Source organism: Christensenella hongkongensis (assembly GCF_000981035.1).
GTDB lineage: Bacteria > Bacillota > Clostridia > Christensenellales > Christensenellaceae > Christensenella > Christensenella hongkongensis.
Window position 1 is genome coordinate 1 of the sequence record NZ_LAYJ01000106.1, and the last position, 279, is coordinate 279.

General features: G+C 45.9%; 1 protein-coding gene. It reads left to right on the top strand.

Annotated elements, in window-relative coordinates; translation table 11 throughout:
- On the top strand, positions 1 to 99 hold a 99-nt coding region (locus CHK_RS16370), incomplete at its 5' end, for a rubredoxin (RefSeq protein WP_200896528.1).
- Positions 100 to 279 lie beyond the last annotated feature (180 nt).

The window sequence follows — 279 nt, forward strand, 5'->3', positions numbered from 1 at the left end:
GATAACGGCGTTGCGCCAGGAACAAAGTTTGACGATATTTCCAATGACTGGGTATGCCCTGTTTGCGGAGCCGATAAATCGGCATTCGAGAAAGAATAAGACGGAGGGGTATGTATGACAGCAGCACCGCCAAAAATAACGGACGGCATCTGGTGGGTAGGTGTTCAGAATCCTGATCTGCGTATTTTCGACGTAATCATGAGAACCGAATGGGGAACTTCCTATAATTCGTATTTGATTCAGGGAAGTGAAAAGATTGCGGTAGTTGACGCTGTAAAA